This is a genomic window from Streptomyces sp. NPDC058812, from assembly GCF_042744565.1.
Classification (GTDB): domain Bacteria; phylum Actinomycetota; class Actinomycetes; order Streptomycetales; family Streptomycetaceae; genus Streptomyces; species Streptomyces thinghirensis.
Genome location: NZ_JBHYOB010000012.1, coordinates 121,517 through 136,584 on the forward strand (window position 1 = coordinate 121,517; position 15,068 = coordinate 136,584).

The following is a 15,068-nucleotide window of genomic DNA, read 5'->3' on the forward strand; positions in this document are numbered from 1 at the left end:
CACGAGAACGGAACGGAGTCGCCGGGTGACGAGTACGGACGTGACGAAAGAAGCAGAGGACTCGGGACCCGGCGGCTACGCGGCGGCCCGGCTGCGCCTCCTCACCGAGGGGGCGCGGTCCGGGCCGCCGCGCCGTGCCGCCCTCGCCGGACTGACGGACGAGTGGCTGTCGGGCCTCTTCGCCGCCGCGGGCCCGCTCCGGGGGGTCTCCCTGGTCGCCGTCGGCGGCTACGGCCGCGGCGAGTTGTCCCCGCGCAGCGACCTGGACCTGCTCCTGCTGCACGACGGCGGCGACGACAAGGCGGTCGCCGCCCTCGCCGACCGCCTCTGGTACCCCGTCTGGGACCTCGGTCTCGCCCTCGACCACTCCGTGCGAACGCCGGCGGAGGCCCGCAGGACGGCGGGCGAGGATTTGAAAGTCCAACTCGGCCTCCTGGACGCCCGGCATCTCGCCGGCGACCTGGGACTGACCGCCGGGCTGCGCACCGCGGTCCTCGCCGACTGGCGCAACCAGGCCCCCAAGCGCCTCCCCGAACTCCAGGAACTCTGCGCCGAGCGGGCCGAACGCCAGGGCGAGCTGCAATACCTGCTGGAACCCGACCTCAAGGAGGCACGGGGCGGCCTGCGCGACGCCACCGCCCTGCGTGCCGTAGCCGCCTCCTGGCTGGCCGACGCCCCGCGCGAGGGCCTCGCCGAGGCCCGGCGTCGGCTGCTCGACGTGCGCGACGCGCTCCATCTGGCGACGGGACGGGCGACCGACCGGCTGGCGTTGCAGGAGCAGGACCAGGTGGCGGCCGAGGTGGGCCTGCTGGACGCCGACGCGCTGCTGCGGCAGGTGTACGAGGCGGCCCGCGTCATCTCCTACGCAGGCGACGTCACCTGGCGCGAGGTGGGGCGCGTACTGCGCTCGCGCTCCGTGCGACCGAGGCTGCGCGCCATGCTGGGCGGCGGGAAACAGGTCGCCGAGCGCTCCCCGCTCGCCGAGGGCGTCGTCGAGCAGGACGGCGAGGTGGTGCTCGCCCGCACCGCGCGCCCCGACCGCGACCCCGTGCTCCCGCTGCGTGCCGCGGCCGCCGCGGCGCAGGCCGGGCTCCCGCTCTCCCTGCACGCCGTACGGCGCCTCGCGGCCACCGTGCGCCCACTGCCCGCGCCCTGGCCCGCCGAGGCACGGGAGCAGCTGGTGACCCTGCTGGGCTCGGGCCGGCCCACCGTGGACGTCTGGGAGGCGTTGGAAGCCGAGGAGCTGATCACCCGGCTCCTGCCCGACTGGGAGCGGGTGCGCTGCCGCCCGCAGCGCAACGCCGTCCACCTGTGGACCGTCGACCGGCACCTGATCGAGACCGCCGTGCGCGCCTCCGGGTTCACCCGCCGCGTCCACCGGCCCGACCTGCTCCTGGTCGCCGCGCTGCTGCACGACATCGGCAAGGGCTGGCCGGGGGACCACTCCGTGGTCGGTGAGACCATCGCCCGGGACGTGGCCGCCCGCATCGGCTTCGACCGCGCGGACGTGAGCGTCATCGCCACCCTCGTACGCCACCACCTGCTGCTCGTCGAGACGGCCACCCGGCGCGACCTCGACGACCCGGCCACCGTGCGCGCGGTCGCCGAAGCGGTCGGCACGGAGCACACCCTGGAGCTGCTGCACGCCCTGACCGAGGCGGACGCGCTGGCCACCGGGCCGGCGGCCTGGTCGTCCTGGCGGGCTTCCCTCGTCGCCGACCTGGTGAAGCGCGTCTCGGCGGTGCTGGCGGGGGACCCGCTGGAGGAGCCCGAGGCCGCCGCGCCCACCGCGGAGCAGGAACGGCTCGCCGTCGAGGCGTTCCGCACGGGCGGGCCGGTACTGGCACTGCGCGCCCAGACCGAACCGCCGGCCGATCCGGAGAGTGCCGCGGACCCGAGACATGCGGCAGTCCTGGAGCGGGCCGCCGACCCGGAGCCCCTCGGCGTGGAGCTGCTGATCGCCGTACCGGACCAGGCGGGCGTGCTCCCCGCGGTCGCCGGGGTGCTGGCCATGCACCGGCTGACCGTCCGCACCGCCGAGCTGCGGTCCCATCCGCTGCCGGACGGCGTTGAGGGCTCCGTCCTGCTGCTGGACTGGCGCGTCGCCGCCGAGTACGGCTCCCTGCCCCAGGCCACCCGACTGCGCGCCGACCTGGTCCGAGCCCTGGACGGCACGCTGGACATCGCCGGGCGGCTCGCCGAACGGGACGCCGCCTACCCCCGGCGCCGGGGCGTGGAGCCGCCCCCGCCCCGGGTGACGGTCGCTCCGGCCGCGTCGCGGCTGGCCACGGTGATCGAGGTCCGCGCCCAGGACGCGCCGGGCCTGCTGTTCCGGCTCGGGCGGGCGCTGGAGGGGGCGGGGGTGCGGGTGCGGAGCGCGCATGTCAGCACGCTGGGGGCGAACGCGGTGGATGCCTTCTATGTGACGGGTCGCGGGGGTGCGCCGTTGCCGGGGGAGGAGGCGGTGTCCGTGGCCCGAGAGCTGGAGGAGTTGCTACGGGCGTGACCTTATGGTCGGTTCGTGCGTTTACCGGATGTGCTCTCCGCCGATGCGGGGATGGTCCGATGGGCAGCATGTGCAAGCTGCTCGGGATGCTGTGCTCCCCGCGCATGCGGGGATTCCAGTCCCTGCCCGCTCTCTGCAGCGGTCAGGGACGATTTGCTTGCGGGGCCGGATACCCTGGGAGGCGACCCACACCAACGCCGACGCGAGGACCTACGCCGCCGTGTTCGATACTCTCTCCGACCGCCTGTCAGCCACCTTCAAATCCCTCCGGGGCAAAGGACGGCTGACCGAGGCGGACATCGACGCCACGGCCCGCGAGATCCGCATCGCGCTCCTCGAAGCCGACGTGGCCCTGCCCGTCGTGCGTGCCTTCATCAAGAAGGTCAAGGAACGCTCCCTGGGCGCCGAGGTCTCCAAGGCGCTCAACCCCGCCCAGCAGGTCCTCAAGATCGTCAACGAGGAACTGGTCGGCATTCTCGGCGGTGAGACCCGCCGCCTGCGCTTCGCCAAGCAGCCCCCGACCGTGATCATGCTGGCCGGTCTGCAGGGTGCCGGTAAGACCACCCTCGCGGGCAAGCTGGGCCGGTGGCTCAAGGAGCAGGGCCACTCGCCGCTCCTGGTCGCCTGTGACCTCCAGCGCCCCAACGCCGTCAACCAGCTGAGCGTCGTCGCCGAGCGCGCCGGCGTCGCGGTCTACGCCCCCGAGCCGGGCAACGGCGTCGGCGACCCGGTGAAGGTCGCCAAGGACTCCATCGAGTTCGCCAAGTCCAAGGTCCACGACCTGGTCATCGTCGACACCGCCGGCCGCCTGGGCATCGACCAGGAGCTGATGCAGCAGGCCGCGGACATCCGCGACGCGGTCCGCCCCGATGAGATCCTCTTCGTCGTCGACGCGATGATCGGTCAGGACGCGGTCAACACCGCCGAGGCCTTCCGCGACGGCGTGGGCTTCGACGGCGTGGTCCTGTCCAAGCTGGACGGCGACGCCCGTGGTGGTGCGGCCCTGTCGATCGCCTCGGTGACCGGCAAGCCGATCATGTTCGCGTCGAACGGCGAGAAGCTCGAGGACTTCGACGCCTTCCACCCTGACCGGATGGCCTCCCGCATCCTCGACATGGGTGACCTGCTCACCCTGATCGAGCAGGCGGAGAAGACGTTCAGCCAGGAAGAGGCCGAGAAAATGGCCTCCAAGCTGGCGTCCAAGAAGGGCCAGGACTTCACCCTGGACGACTTCCTGGCCCAGATGGAGCAGGTCAGGAAAATGGGCTCGATTTCGAAGCTGCTCGGCATGCTTCCCGGCATGGGCCAGATGAAGGACCAGATCAACAACCTCGACGAGCGCGACGTCGACCGCACGGCCGCCATCATCAAGTCGATGACCCCGGCGGAGCGCCAGGAGCCGACACTCATCAACGGCTCGCGCCGCGCCCGTATCGCCAAGGGCTCCGGCGTCGACGTCAGCGCCGTGAAGAACCTGGTCGAGCGGTTCTTCGAGGCCCGCAAGATGATGTCCCGCATGGCGCAGGGCGGCGGTATGCCCGGTATGCCCGGCGTCCCGGGCATGGGCGGCGGCCCCGGCCGGCAGAAGAAGCAGCAGAAGAAGGCCAAGGGCAAGCAGCGCTCCGGCAACCCGATGAAGCGCAAGCAGCAGGAGCAGGAGGAGGCCGCCCGCCGCGCCGCGGCCGCGCAGAACGGCGGCGCCTTCGGACTGCCCCAGCAGGGCGGCCAGGACTTCGAGCTGCCGGACGAGTTCAAGAAGTTCATGGGCTGACGGTTCTCGGCTCGTAGGGCTGTACGGCGCTGGGGGCGTCCCCCACCACAGGGGCGCCCCCAGCGCCGTACACGCACATGCCCGGGTGGCTTTCCTGTCGTAACGTCCGGATATGACCAACCCGTCCCCGCCGCGCAAGGCCCCCGAGCCGCCCTGGCGCACCGAGGGCACGCCCGACGAGCCCCCCAAGCCGCCGTCCGGCGGCAGGAGGATGCGCGGGGGCTGGTGGAATCTGGCCCTGGCCGCGCTGATCGTCTTCCTCATCGCCAACCTCGTGCTCTCCTTCTTCAACGAGGGCGACGAGCCGACCGTCTCCTACACGGAGTTCAGCAAGCAGGTCGAGGCGGGCAACGTCAGCAAGATCTACGCCAAGGGCGACGCGATCCAGGGCCAGCTGAAGAAGGCCCGGGACAACCCCGAGGGCGACGGGACGTACACCAAGTTCACGACCGAGCGGCCGACCTTCGCGGACGACCAGCTCTGGGACGACCTGACGCGGAACAACGTCACCGTCACGGCCGAACCCGTCGTCCAGCAGCGCAGCCTCCTGGTCAACGTGCTGATCTCGCTGGCCCCGATGCTGCTCCTGGTGGTGCTGTGGATCTTCATCGCGCGGCGCATGAGGGGCGCGCTGGGCGGCGGCGCCGGCGGCATGCTGGGCCGCAAGGCGCCGCCCAAGCCGGTCGAGCTGGAGGCGGGTGAGCCGCGCACCACGTTCGCGGACGTCGCCGGGATCGACGAGGTCGAGGGCGAGCTGAGTGACGTCGTCGACTTCCTGAAGAACCCCGACGCGTATCGCCGCATGGGCGCCAAGATGCCGCGCGGCGTCCTTCTGTCCGGCCCGCCCGGCACCGGAAAGACGCTCCTCGCGCGTGCGGTCGCCGGCGAGGCGGGCGTGCCGTTCTTCTCGGCGTCCGCGTCCGAGTTCATCGAGATGATCGTGGGTGTCGGCGCCTCCCGGGTGCGGGAGCTGTTCGCCGAGGCCCGGAAGGTGGCGCCGTCGATCATCTTCATCGACGAGATCGACACCATCGGCCGGGCCCGCGGCGGCGGCTCCGGCATGGGTGGCCACGACGAGCGTGAGCAGACCCTGAACCAGATCCTCACGGAGATGGACGGCTTCTCGGGCGCCGAGGGAGTGATCGTCGTCGCCGCCACCAACCGCGCCGACATCCTGGACCCGGCCCTGACCCGTCCCGGCCGCTTCGACCGGGTGGTCAACGTCTCGCCGCCGGACCGGGGCGGCCGGAAGGCGATCCTGGAGATCCACACCCGCGAGATCCCGCTCGCCCCGGACGTCGACCTCGCCCAGGTCGCCCGTACGACCCCGGGCATGACCGGCGCCGAACTCGCCAACCTCGCCAACGAGGCCGCGCTGCTCGCGGTCAAGCGGAAGCAGGACCGGGTGACGCAGGCGAACCTCTCCGAGGCCATGGAGAAGGTCCAGCTGGGGGCCGAACGCCCGCTGGTGATGCCCGAGGAGGAGCGCCGGCGCACCGCCTACCACGAGAGCGGGCACGCCCTGCTGGGCATGCTGCAGCCGGGCGCCGACCCCGTTCGCAAGATCACCATCGTGCCGCGCGGGCGGGCACTCGGGGTGACGCTGTCGACGCCGGACGCGGACAAGTACGCGTACACACAGGAGTACCTGCGCGGTCGGATCATCGGCGCGCTCGGCGGCATGGCGGCCGAGCAGGTGGTGTACGACGTGATCACCACCGGCTCGGAGAGCGACCTCGAACAGGTCACCCGGATCGCGCGCGGCATGGTCGGCCGCTGGGGCATGAGCGAGCGGGTCGGCAGGCTGTCCGCCCTCCCCGGCGACGCCCAGCAGGCCTACGGGCTCGCCGCCGCCCCGGGGACCCTCGACGCCATCGACGGCGAGATGCGCCGGGTCGTCGACGAGTGCTACGCGGAGGCCGTCCGCAAGCTGCGCGACCACCGCGGGCAGCTCGACGCGCTGGCCGAGGCGCTGCTGGCGAACGAGACGCTGGAGGAGGCGGACGCGTACCGGATCGCCGGGATCACGCGGCCGGCGAAGGACGGCCCGGAGGCGTGAGGACCGTGCACCGCCGCTGCGGGGACTGCTGCTTCTGCTGCTTCTGCTACTTCTGCGGGAACTTCCAGACGTAGGGCTCGCCGTCCTCCTCGGACCAGTGCACCTCGACGCTGGTGGAGTTCGCGGGGATCACGTACGTCTCGCAGAAGACGTGGCTCTCACCCTGCTTCCAGCTCTCGACGTCGTAGGGGTCCTCGCAGCCCGGGGCGTCGTCGGAGGCGCCGATGAGGACGCCGCCGCGCTGCCCGTCGGCGAAGATCGTGGTGCCGTCGTGCACGTCGGAGCCCTCGGTGAGGGCCGGTCCGCTCTTGTGCGTGTACTTGACGTGCGCGACGGCCAGCACCTTGCCCTTGGCGTCCGCGGCGTCCGCCACCGCCTTCGCGGCCTCCGCCTCGGTACCGACCTCGACCTTCTGCGCCACGACCTCGTAGGTGACCTCGCCGGGGTCCTCCGCGACCTTCCCCGTCGCGCTCTCGCCCGTCGCCAGTTCGCCGCCCGAGGCCGCCTGGGAGGGGGAGGCAGAGGCCGAGGCCTCGGTGCTCGCCGGGCTCTTCGCATCGGTGTCGGCGTCGTCTCCGCCCCCGCACGCGGTGAGGGCCAGGGCGAGGACGGCGACGGGTGCGGCGACGCGCAGCGCGGTCTTGTGGTGCGGCACTACAGGCTCCTGTATGCAGATGTGTCAGTTCCCCCGAACGGTGGATCAGATTAGAGGTCCATGATCCACCAGGCGAAACCGCAGAAGTCCTGATCCGGCTTCTTCACAGGGTTCACACCTGCATCGGAAGAAGTCACTCAGGCTCCGCACACATCCGGTCAGAACCGGTCGTCAGGGGGTCCGGGCGATCAGATACCGGAACACGTTCGGCATCCACACGGTCCCATCCGGACGCTGGTGCGGATGCAGGGCTTCCGACAGCTCCTTGTCGACCTGTTCCTGGTCGGTCGCGGCGATCGCCGCGTCGAACAGCCCGGTCGACAACAGCCCGCGTACCGCGCTGCCCGCGTCGGCGTATCCGAAGGGGCATGCCACCCGTCCCGAGCCGTCCGGCCTGAGCCCGGCCCGCTGGGCGACCTCCTCCAGGTCGTCGCGCAGGGCGGGGCGCCAGCGGCCCGCGCCGCGCAACGGGTCCGCGAGTTTGGTGGCCACCCGCAGCACCGACGTCGTGGCGCACCGCTCCGGCGGGCCCCAACCGGCCAGCACCACGGCCGCCCCGCGCCCAGCGAGCGGTGTCGCCTGGGCGAGCAGCTCACCCAGCCCCTCCGAGTCGCCCGCGAGGCACCCGATGGGTTCGAAGGCGGTCACCAGGGTGAACGCCGGCACCGAGGGGTCCTCCACGTCCAGGGGCGTGCCCTCGACGATCCGTGGCGCGTCCGCCCGTGCCGCGTCCGCACGCGCGCGTGTGCTTCGCGACCCGGGGGCGTCGAGCGTCTCGGGGAGCAGGCGCCGCCGTGCCAGGGCCAGTCGTTCCGGTGAGCGGGAGTCGACCCCGGTCACCGCGGCGCCGCGCGAGGCGGCCATCAGCAGGGCCAGCCCGGAACCGCAGCCCAGCCCCAGCATCCTTGTGCCGCCGCCCACGTCCAGTCGCTCGAAGACGGCCTCGTAGAGCGGTACGAGCATCCGCTCCTGTATCTCGGACCAGTCACGCGCGCGTGCACGCAGGTCCACACGAGGCGTTGCCCCCGCGTGAGATGAGTGCTGCCGCACGAGCGTAGGTGTCATAGGAAAGCGCCCCAATCGACGAGTGTTGCCGCTGTGCCCGGTTCCATGGCCCCCGTGCAGTGCGCTCGCACTTCCCCCGTATGCCAGGAAACTCCGGGCTCGCCGTGGCGTCCAGTGGTAGCGGCGGCCGGTTTGCCGGACCCGCGCCCCAGTGGCGAGATTTCACTTCCCGGCAACGTGGGCCTGGCCGCGCGGTACTCCCGGTAGCCCCTTCCCGACCGCTGCGACGGATGGCCTGATCGTGACGCTCGGCGATGACAGCGGGTGGCGGTGACGCCGACGAGGCGGTTCCGGCCAAGGTCGGCGGGCCCGGCGACCGCCCCGCGGTGACGGGAGCGGGCAGGGCGTGGGGCGGTGCCGCACGCCGGTGGCACACCCGGTAACGTCGCACTCAGCGATGAGCGCATCGATGGGCCAATCGGGTGGCGCCCTTCCGGCGCGACAGTGACCGAAACGCCCCTTGCGCACGCGCGGGCCCCACACACCCCGGCGCGTGGACGGGGCCTACGCGCCGGCGCGTACGTCGGACTACGCACCAGCTTGGTATGAGCTGTGAGGCTTCTCCGCAGATCAGCGCACCCGCCCTCGTCGGGACGCATCAGGGGCAACTGACGGGTACGTGCAAATTATTTGGGATGCCCCGGAATAGGAACACAGCGGCACCCCGGCTCGTTGTCATTACGTGAGCACGACACCACCTGTTCTCGCCGCAGAGCTGGCGCAGGCGTGGGCCGACATTCAGCGGCACCACACCGAGCTGCCCGATCTTGCCGCGCCCGAGTCCCTGATCGGAGAGTCGTCGTCCGCGTGCGGGCACGCACTCTCCTTCGAACGACTGCTCCATGAGGCAGTCCACGGCATCGCCGCCGCGCGAGGAGTACGCGACACCTCCCGCGCGGGGCGCTACCACAACCGGCGGTTCCTCGCGATCGCGGAGGAGCTGGGCCTCGACCATCCCGAGGAGCCGCATCCCAGCAGCGGCTTCTCGCTGGTCACGCTCACCCCCGAGGCGAAGCGCCGCTACCGCCCGACGATCGAACGCCTCCAGCGCGCGCTGAAGGCGCACACCGCCGCGACGGCGACCGACACGGCCCGCAGCTTCCGCGGTCCGGCCGCCCGCCACGGCTCCTCCGGTGGAGGGGTGCGCGTGAAGGCCGTCTGCGACTGCGGACGCAACGTCCGGGTCGTCCCGTCGGTGCTGGCCCAGGCCCCGATCATGTGCGGCGGCTGCGGCAAGCCGTTCCGGATCCCGGAGGTGGTCGGCGCGGCGGCGAGCTGACGGTCCGGCTGCTCGTGGCAGCCGGATCCGGGCTCTGTCCCTCGGTCCACCCTCGGTTCCGAAGGGCCCGCCCGCGTGTGGCACAATGGCTAGCTGTACTCGACAGTCGCACAGGACCCCTCTCTCCTCCGGCTGACGCGTCCATCGGGCACTCGGGTACCGCAACCCCACGCGGCTCTCCCGCCGTGCCCAATCACGTCAAAACCAGGAGAACCCACTCCAGTGGCAGTCAAGATCAAGCTGAAGCGTCTGGGCAAGATCCGTTCGCCTCACTACCGCATCGTCGTCGCCGACTCCCGTACCCGCCGTGACGGCCGGGCCATCGAGGAGATCGGCAAGTACCACCCGACGTACAACCCGTCGGTGATGGAGGTCGACGCCGAGCGTGTCGCGTACTGGCTCCGTGTCGGCGCCCAGCCGACCGAGCCCGTGCTCGCCATCCTGAAGAAGACCGGCGACTGGCAGAAGTTCAAGGGCGAGCCCGCCCCGGCGCCGCTGCTGCAGCCGGCCGAGAAGTCGGCCCGTCCGTCCTTCGAGGCGATCGGTGGCGACGACGAGGGCAAGGGTGAGGCCATCACCCAGAAGAAGAAGGCCGACAAGAAGGACGAGGCTGCCGCCGAGTCCACGTCGACCGAGGCCTGAGCATGCTCGAGGAGGCTCTCGAGCACCTCGTGAAGGGCATCGTCGACAACCCTGACGATGTGCAGGTCGCCTCGCGCGACCTGCGTCGCGGGCGGGTGCTCGAGGTCCGGGTCCACCCCGACGACCTCGGGAAGGTGATCGGTCGCAACGGCCGCACCGCACGCGCCCTGCGGACCGTCGTGGGCGCCATCGGCGGCCGCGGTGTCCGCGTCGACCTCGTCGACGTGGACCACGTCCGCTGACGCCAAACGCAGCACCGGCTCGGGCCGGGGAGGGCCACTGGGCCGTCCCCGGCCCGTAGTCGTACGAGCCGTGACCGGCTCGTCGCAGTACCGACAGGAGATCAAGCACAGTGCAGCTGGTAGTCGCGCGTATCGGCCGCGCCCACGGAATCAAGGGCGAGGTCACCGTCGAGGTCCGCACCGACGAGCCGGAGCTGCGGCTAGGCCCCGGCGCCGTACTGGCCACCGACCCCGCCTCCGCCGGACCGCTCACCATCGAGACCGGCCGGGTTCACAGCGGCCGCCTCCTGCTGCGCTTCGCCGGCGTCCACGACCGCACCGGAGCCGAGGCGCTGCGCAACACCCTCCTGATCGCCGACGTCGACCCGGACGAGCGGCCCGAGGACGAGGACGAGTACTACGACCACCAGCTGATCGACCTCGACGTGGTGACCAAGGACGGTGACGAGGTCGGCCGGATCACCGAGATCTCCCACCTGCCCACGCAGGACCTGTTCGTGGTGGAGCGCCCCGACGGCAGTGAGGTCTACGTGCCGTTCGTCTCCGAGATCGTCACCGAGATCGACCTGGACGAGCAGCGCGCGGTCATCGACCCGCCGCCCGGCCTGATCGACGACCGCGCGGAGATCGCTTCCGCGCGGGACGCCGCCGCGGAGGACGCCGCCGGGGAAGAGGCGTAATGCGGCTCGACGTCGTCACGATCTTCCCCGAGTACCTGGAACCGCTGAACGTCTCCCTCGTGGGCAAGGCACGCGCGCGCGGACAGCTGAACGTCCACGTGCACGACCTGCGCACCTGGACCTACGACCGGCACAACACCGTCGACGACACCCCGTACGGCGGCGGACCCGGCATGGTGATGAAGACCGAGCCGTGGGGCGACGCCCTGGACTCCGTCCTGGCCGACGGCTACGAGACGGGCTCCGGTGAGCCCGCCCTGATCGTGCCCACGCCCAGCGGTCGGCCCTTCACCCAGGAACTCGCCGTCCACCTCTCCGAGCGGCCCTGGCTGATCTTCACGCCCGCCCGCTACGAGGGCATCGACCGCCGTGTCATCGACGAGTACGCGACCCGGATGCCCGTGTACGAGGTGTCCATCGGCGACTACGTCCTCGCCGGCGGCGAGGCGGCCGTACTCGTCGTCACCGAGGCCGTGGCACGGCTGCTGCCCGGCGTCCTCGGCAACGCCGAGTCCCACCGCGACGACTCCTTCGCCCCCGGCGCCATGGCCGGCCTGCTGGAGGGCCCCGTCCACACCAAGCCGCCGCAGTGGCGCGGCCGCGGCATCCCGGACGTGCTGCTCAGTGGCCACCACGGGAAGATCGCCCGCTGGCGCCGCGACGAGGCCCTGCGACGCACGACGGCCAACCGGCCCGACCTGATCGAGCGGTGCGACCCCAAGGCCTTCGACAAGAAGGACCGCGAGATGCTGTCCATCCTGGGCTGGGAGCCCGACCCGGACGGGGAGTCGTACGGCCGATTTTGGCGCAGGACGCCGGGCATGGAAGAATAGGGCGCTGTTGTGCGTCCGTCCGGAGCGCGCCCCTGCCACAGGGGGAGACGACGCCCGTCCCGACCCGCACGACCCTGATTCCGAAACACCTAGTTTCCGTTGATGACCTGTGGCATCAGCGAGGAAAGCAGACGAAATGTCTCACCTGCTCGACTCCGTCGACTCCGCGTCGCTGCGCAGCGACGTCCCGGCCTTCCGCCCCGGCGACACCGTCAACGTCCACGTCCGCGTCATCGAGGGCAACCGCTCCCGTGTGCAGCAGTTCAAGGGCGTAGTCATCCGCCGCCAGGGCGCCGGCGTGCGCGAGACCTTCACGGTCCGCAAGGTCTCCTTCTCCGTCGGCGTCGAGCGCACCTTCCCGGTGCACACCCCGATCGTGGAGAAGATCGAGCTCGTCACCCGCGGTGACGTCCGTCGCGCCAAGCTGTACTACCTGCGCGAGCTGCGCGGCAAGGCGGCGAAGATCAAGGAGAAGCGCGACAACTGAGCGCCCTCCGAGGTCCACACCGGGGCCGGATAACATCTGGCCCCGATGGACACCGAAGCACAGCCCACGGAGCGCGACCGCTCCTCCCGCCCTTCCGACTCCGAGCACCCCTCGGATCCGGAGGGCCCGGAGGAACGGTCGCGTTCCGCGTTCGCGGGGCGGATCACGGACTGGGTACCGGGCGGCCGGATCACCGTGACCCTCCTGAGCCTGCTGCTGTTCCTGCTGCTCCTCAGCAACTTCGTGCTGCAGCCGTTCCAGATCCCCAGCGGATCCATGGAGCGCGGATTGAGGATCGGTGACCGGGTTCTCGTAAACAAGTTGGCGTACCGTTTCGGGGACCGGCCGCAGCGGGGCGACATCGTCGTCTTCGACGGCACTGGGCTCTTCGGGCACGGCGACTACATCAAACGCGTTGTCGGTGTGGGCGGGGACCACGTGGTGTGCTGCGACAGGGAGGGGAGGGTCCAGGTGAACGGCCAGTCGGTCGACGAGTCGGCGTTCCTGTACCCCGGCGACCGCCCGTCCACGGTGCGCTTCGACGTCGTCGTCCCCGACGGCACCCTGTTCGTCCTCGGCGACCACCGGGCCGACTCCAGTGACTCCCGCGACCACCTGGGCTCGCCCGGCGGCGGCATGATCCCGGTGGACGAGGTGATCGGCCGCGCCGACTGGATCGTCTGGCCCTTCGACCACGCCACCCGCCTCGACCGCCCGGACGCCTACGCGCGCGTGCCGGACGCGGAGGCGGGCGAACCGGCCGGTGAGTCACGTCGGTCGGAGGGCGCCGATGGGTAGCCGGGGCAAACCGCGCGGGGCGCCCAGCAGCCCCACGGAGAACCTGCTGCCCACCGGCTCGCGGCGCACCTCCGCGCCGTCCGGCGGCCGGTCCCGTGCCGAGCGGCGCAAGCTGCAGCGCAAGGTCAAACGCCGCCGCAGGCGCGGCGCGGTCAAGGAGGTACCTCTTCTCGTCGGCGTAGCCGTTCTGATAGCGCTGGTGCTGAAGACCTTCCTCGTCCAGGCGTTCGTGATCCCGTCGGGCTCCATGGAGCAGACGATCCAGATCGGTGACCGGGTCCTGGTGGACAAACTCACTCCCTGGTTCGGCTCCGAGCCGCAGCGCGGGGACGTCGTCGTCTTCCGCGACCCCGGCGGCTGGCTCCAGGGAGAGCAGACCACCAAGAAGGACGACCCCGTCGTCATCAAGCAGGTCAAGGAAGGCCTCGCCTTCATCGGCCTGCTGCCGTCCGACGACGAGAAGGACCTCATCAAGCGGGTCGTCGGCGTGGGCGGGGACCGGGTCAAGTGCTGTGACACCCGGGGACGGGTCACCGTCAACGGCGTTCCACTGAACGAGAACTACCTCTATCCAGGAGACTCCCCGTCCAAGGCGCCGTTCGACGTCACGGTCCCCGAGGGACGGCTGTGGGTGATGGGCGATCACCGGTCCAACTCCGCCGACTCCCGCGCCCACCAGGAGACCGACTTCGGCACCGTCTCCGAGGACGAGGTGGTGGGGCGCGCCATGGTGATCGCCTGGCCGTTCGGTCACTGGACCACCCTGGACGAACCGAAAACGTATGCGTCCGTGTCCGACTCGGCCTCCGGTTCGACCGCCGCTCCCCGGCTGTCGCATAGGGTTGCCCCCGACGATCCGAACGCGATGATTCAGCTCCCGACCCCTGCGGAACTCCCGCTCGTTATGGGAGTGGTGGGCCTGCGCCGTGTACGGGGCAGGCGGCGGCAGAGAGTAAGGAGTTGGCGTGGGGGATGTGGCGGTTGGCGCACGGTCCGGACACGACGGCGAGGAGAACCGCGGACACCCCGTGGAGGCAGCCGGCCCGGTCGCGGACGGCGCCCCGGCCTCCGGGCACGACTCCGGGACCGAGGACGGCAGGGTGACGGACGAACACAGTGGGACCCAGGACGAAGGAGTGGGCGGGACGCCCCCGGCGACGCCCCCCGCGGCCAAGAAGCAGCGCTCCTTCTGGAAGGAACTGCCGATCCTGATCGGCATCGCGCTGGTGCTGGCGCTGCTGATCAAGACGTTCCTGGTCCAGGCGTTCTCGATCCCGTCCGCCTCGATGCAGAACACGCTCACGATCAATGACCGGGTCCTCGTCGACAAGCTCACCCCCTGGTTCGGCTCGGAGCCCGAGCGCGGCGAGATCGTCGTCTTCCACGACCCGGACGACTGGCTCGCGGGCGAGCCGACGCCCGACCCGAACGCGCTGCAGACGGTCCTCAGCTGGATCGGCCTGATGCCGTCCGCGGACGAGAAAGACCTGATCAAGCGCGTCATCGGGGTCGGCGGCGACACGGTCGAGTGCAACGAGACCGGTCCGCTCAAGGTCAACGGCAAAGCGCTGAACGAGCCGTACGTCTACCCCGGCAACACGCCGTGCAGCGTCGACGACCAGGGCGGCCAGTTCAAGGTCAAGGTTCCCGAGGGCTCCATCTGGGTCATGGGTGACCACCGGCAGAACTCCCGGGACTCCCGCTACAACCAGTCGGACAGTCACGGCGGCATGGTCCCGGTCAAGGAGGTCGTCGGCCGCGCCATCGTGATCGCCTGGCCGATGAACCGCTGGGACACCCTGCCGGTCCCGGACACCTTCGATCAGGACGGTCTGCAGGCCCAGTCGTCGGCCGCCGCCGCGCTGTCGGTCGCGCCCCAGGGCCTGGCCCTCGCCGGAGTCGTCCCGGTCGTCTGGTGGCGCCGCAGGCGCATGGCCCCCGCCAAGTCCCACTGAGACGCCCGGCCCCGCGCCGTACGTCCGTCACCGGGCAGTTCCTCCAGCCCCTCCCGGCCCCCGGGAGGGGCTGCCCCGTTCGGGTACCGCCGGGTA

At 71.2% G+C, this 15,068-nt stretch carries 13 protein-coding genes and 1 pseudogene; 12 read left to right on the plus strand and 2 right to left on the minus strand.

Going from position 1 to position 15,068, the window contains the following annotated elements; translation table 11 throughout:
- Window positions 1-25: 25 nt before the first annotated feature.
- The 3 genes from ACFW48_RS24595 (at window position 26) to ftsH (ending at window position 6,336) form a co-directional block, all read left to right on the plus strand.
- Window positions 26-2,506 carry a [protein-PII] uridylyltransferase gene (locus ACFW48_RS24595; protein ID WP_386317899.1) on the plus strand — a complete coding sequence of 827 codons (2,481 nt, stop codon included), beginning with the start codon at window positions 26-28 and terminating at the stop codon, window positions 2,504-2,506.
- Between the two features lie 220 nt (window positions 2,507-2,726).
- Complete coding sequence (gene ffh, locus ACFW48_RS24600; protein WP_386318023.1) at window positions 2,727-4,277, plus strand: signal recognition particle protein; 1,551 nt, start codon at window positions 2,727-2,729, stop codon at window positions 4,275-4,277.
- 112 nt (window positions 4,278-4,389) lie between these two features.
- Window positions 4,390-6,336, plus strand: a complete 1,947-nt coding sequence (gene ftsH, locus ACFW48_RS24605) for an ATP-dependent zinc metalloprotease FtsH (RefSeq protein ID WP_386317901.1) — start codon at window positions 4,390-4,392, stop codon at window positions 6,334-6,336.
- 46 nt (window positions 6,337-6,382) lie between these two features.
- On the opposite strand, the gene ACFW48_RS24610 is transcribed toward ftsH, so the two are convergent.
- Window positions 6,383-6,991, minus strand: coding sequence for a hypothetical protein (locus ACFW48_RS24610; protein ID WP_386317903.1), 609 nt, complete (start codon window positions 6,989-6,991; stop codon window positions 6,383-6,385).
- Window positions 6,992-7,162: 171 nt separating this feature from the next.
- On the minus strand, window positions 7,163-8,056 hold the full coding sequence (locus ACFW48_RS24615; protein WP_386317905.1) for a class I SAM-dependent methyltransferase: 894 nt from the start codon (window positions 8,054-8,056) through the stop codon (window positions 7,163-7,165).
- Between the two features lie 682 nt (window positions 8,057-8,738).
- Here ACFW48_RS24615 and ACFW48_RS24620 point away from each other — a divergent pair.
- The 9 genes and pseudogenes from ACFW48_RS24620 (at window position 8,739) to lepB (ACFW48_RS24660) (ending at window position 14,972) form a co-directional block, all read left to right on the plus strand.
- Window positions 8,739-9,335 (plus strand): hypothetical protein, encoded by a 597-nt coding sequence (locus ACFW48_RS24620; protein WP_386317907.1) that lies wholly within the window; start codon window positions 8,739-8,741, stop codon window positions 9,333-9,335.
- A gap of 222 nt (window positions 9,336-9,557) precedes the next feature.
- Window positions 9,558-9,977 (plus strand): 30S ribosomal protein S16, encoded by a 420-nt coding sequence (rpsP, locus tag ACFW48_RS24625; RefSeq protein ID WP_121749394.1) that lies wholly within the window; start codon window positions 9,558-9,560, stop codon window positions 9,975-9,977.
- 2 nt (window positions 9,978-9,979) lie between these two features.
- Window positions 9,980-10,219, plus strand: a complete 240-nt coding sequence (locus ACFW48_RS24630) for an RNA-binding protein (protein ID WP_005479813.1) — start codon at window positions 9,980-9,982, stop codon at window positions 10,217-10,219.
- Window positions 10,220-10,329: 110 nt separating this feature from the next.
- The gene (gene rimM, locus ACFW48_RS24635) at window positions 10,330-10,899 is read left to right on the plus strand and encodes a ribosome maturation factor RimM (protein WP_386317909.1); all 570 of its coding nucleotides are present in this window, start codon (window positions 10,330-10,332) and stop codon (window positions 10,897-10,899) included.
- Window positions 10,899-11,732: a tRNA (guanosine(37)-N1)-methyltransferase TrmD gene (trmD, locus tag ACFW48_RS24640; RefSeq protein WP_386317911.1), complete on the plus strand. Its 834-nt coding sequence runs from the start codon at window positions 10,899-10,901 to the stop codon at window positions 11,730-11,732. The genes rimM and trmD overlap by 1 nt, the downstream gene beginning before the upstream one ends.
- A 136-nt stretch (window positions 11,733-11,868) precedes the next feature.
- Window positions 11,869-12,219 (plus strand): 50S ribosomal protein L19, encoded by a 351-nt coding sequence (gene rplS / locus ACFW48_RS24645; protein ID WP_030041016.1) that lies wholly within the window; start codon window positions 11,869-11,871, stop codon window positions 12,217-12,219.
- Window positions 12,220-12,264: 45 nt separating this feature from the next.
- On the plus strand, window positions 12,265-13,017 hold the full coding sequence (gene lepB, locus ACFW48_RS24650) for a signal peptidase I (RefSeq protein ID WP_386317913.1): 753 nt from the start codon (window positions 12,265-12,267) through the stop codon (window positions 13,015-13,017).
- Window positions 13,010-14,092 (plus strand): annotated as a pseudogene (lepB, locus tag ACFW48_RS24655) (signal peptidase I); the annotation flags it as partial. The gene lepB (ACFW48_RS24650) and the pseudogene lepB (ACFW48_RS24655), both read left to right, overlap by 8 nt.
- Window positions 13,983-14,972 carry a signal peptidase I gene (lepB, locus tag ACFW48_RS24660; RefSeq protein ID WP_386317915.1) on the plus strand — a complete coding sequence of 330 codons (990 nt, stop codon included), beginning with the start codon at window positions 13,983-13,985 and terminating at the stop codon, window positions 14,970-14,972. The pseudogene lepB (ACFW48_RS24655) and the gene lepB (ACFW48_RS24660), both read left to right, overlap by 110 nt.
- The last annotated feature ends 96 nt before the right edge of the window (window positions 14,973-15,068 follow it).